We start from the raw sequence: 1,062 nt of genomic DNA on the forward strand, positions 1-1,062 counted from the left end.
GTTTTTGGATTCAATTTTCATAATCAACTGATTTACAGGCGTTTTGTCAAAAGCAGAAACGCTCATTATTTGTAAAATTTCGTTCAAAGAGTGTAGACTTTTCAGCCTATACTTCAGAATAGCGACCAGCACAAAGGTGCAGACCGCGATCCAGATTTGGGTTTTGACAGCGTTGGGGCTTTCTCCCCAGAACTTCTTGATGCGCAAGTGCTGCTTGATCCACTTGAAGAAAATTTCGACTTTCCAGCGATTGATGTACAACACAACGATCTGCATAGTGGGGGCTTCAAAGTGGTTGGTAAGGTAGACGTACGTTTTGTCGTGTTCCTTATCATAGTACTTAATGCGTCGTAGAAACTCAGGGTATTTTTGCTTGGCATAATGGCCAGTGAGGCGTATTGTTTGATCGCATCGCAGACCAGTTGTTTTGTCAACTTGCTCAGAATATACTCTTGCAAAGGCGAGATTCTTCTTAGCTCGGATGACAAAGTAAGCACCACTTTGATGGAGTTGATAAAGACGTTGCCAATCAACGTAACCTCGGTCCATCACATAGAAAGCATCTGCCTCAAAATCCATTATGTCTAGGACATTGACATCATGTACAGTACCATCGGTAATGTGGACAAAACAAGGGATTTCACACTTCACATCTAGTAAAGTATGGAGTTTTACTGCTGCTTTGTGCTTGCGGAACTTGGCCCACCAGAAAACATCCAGGCATAGTTCTATTGTCGTCGCATCTAGTGCATAGACCACATTATCCAGTTCAATAGCCAAGTCTTCATCCACTTGGCATACTTGACGGGCTTGTCCAATAAGCACTTGAGCAAAGTCTGCATAGATGCGCCAGTCACGGTTTTCATTAGCATCGGCCAACGTAGATCGCTTGACACCATTCGTCAATCCCAAGTGATACAGCTTATGCTCATGAGCCTGCAGGCAAGTGACTACATCTCGTAAGCTCTCGCGGTTGGTTAGCTGGCCAAAGCTCATACACAAAAACTGATGCCAGCAGGTGAAATTGCGAACTCGATAATTACCGCCGTACTTGTCAACATA

General features: G+C 43.9%; 1 protein-coding gene. It reads right to left on the bottom strand.

Going from position 1 to position 1,062, the window contains the following annotated elements:
- Positions 1 to 1,062: IS4 family transposase (locus ACRBG0_RS27255; protein ID WP_431489990.1), on the bottom strand; the 1,062-nt coding region annotated here is incomplete at both ends.

The organism is Lewinella sp. (assembly GCF_050633125.1).
Classification (GTDB): domain Bacteria; phylum Bacteroidota; class Bacteroidia; order Chitinophagales; family Saprospiraceae; genus Lewinella.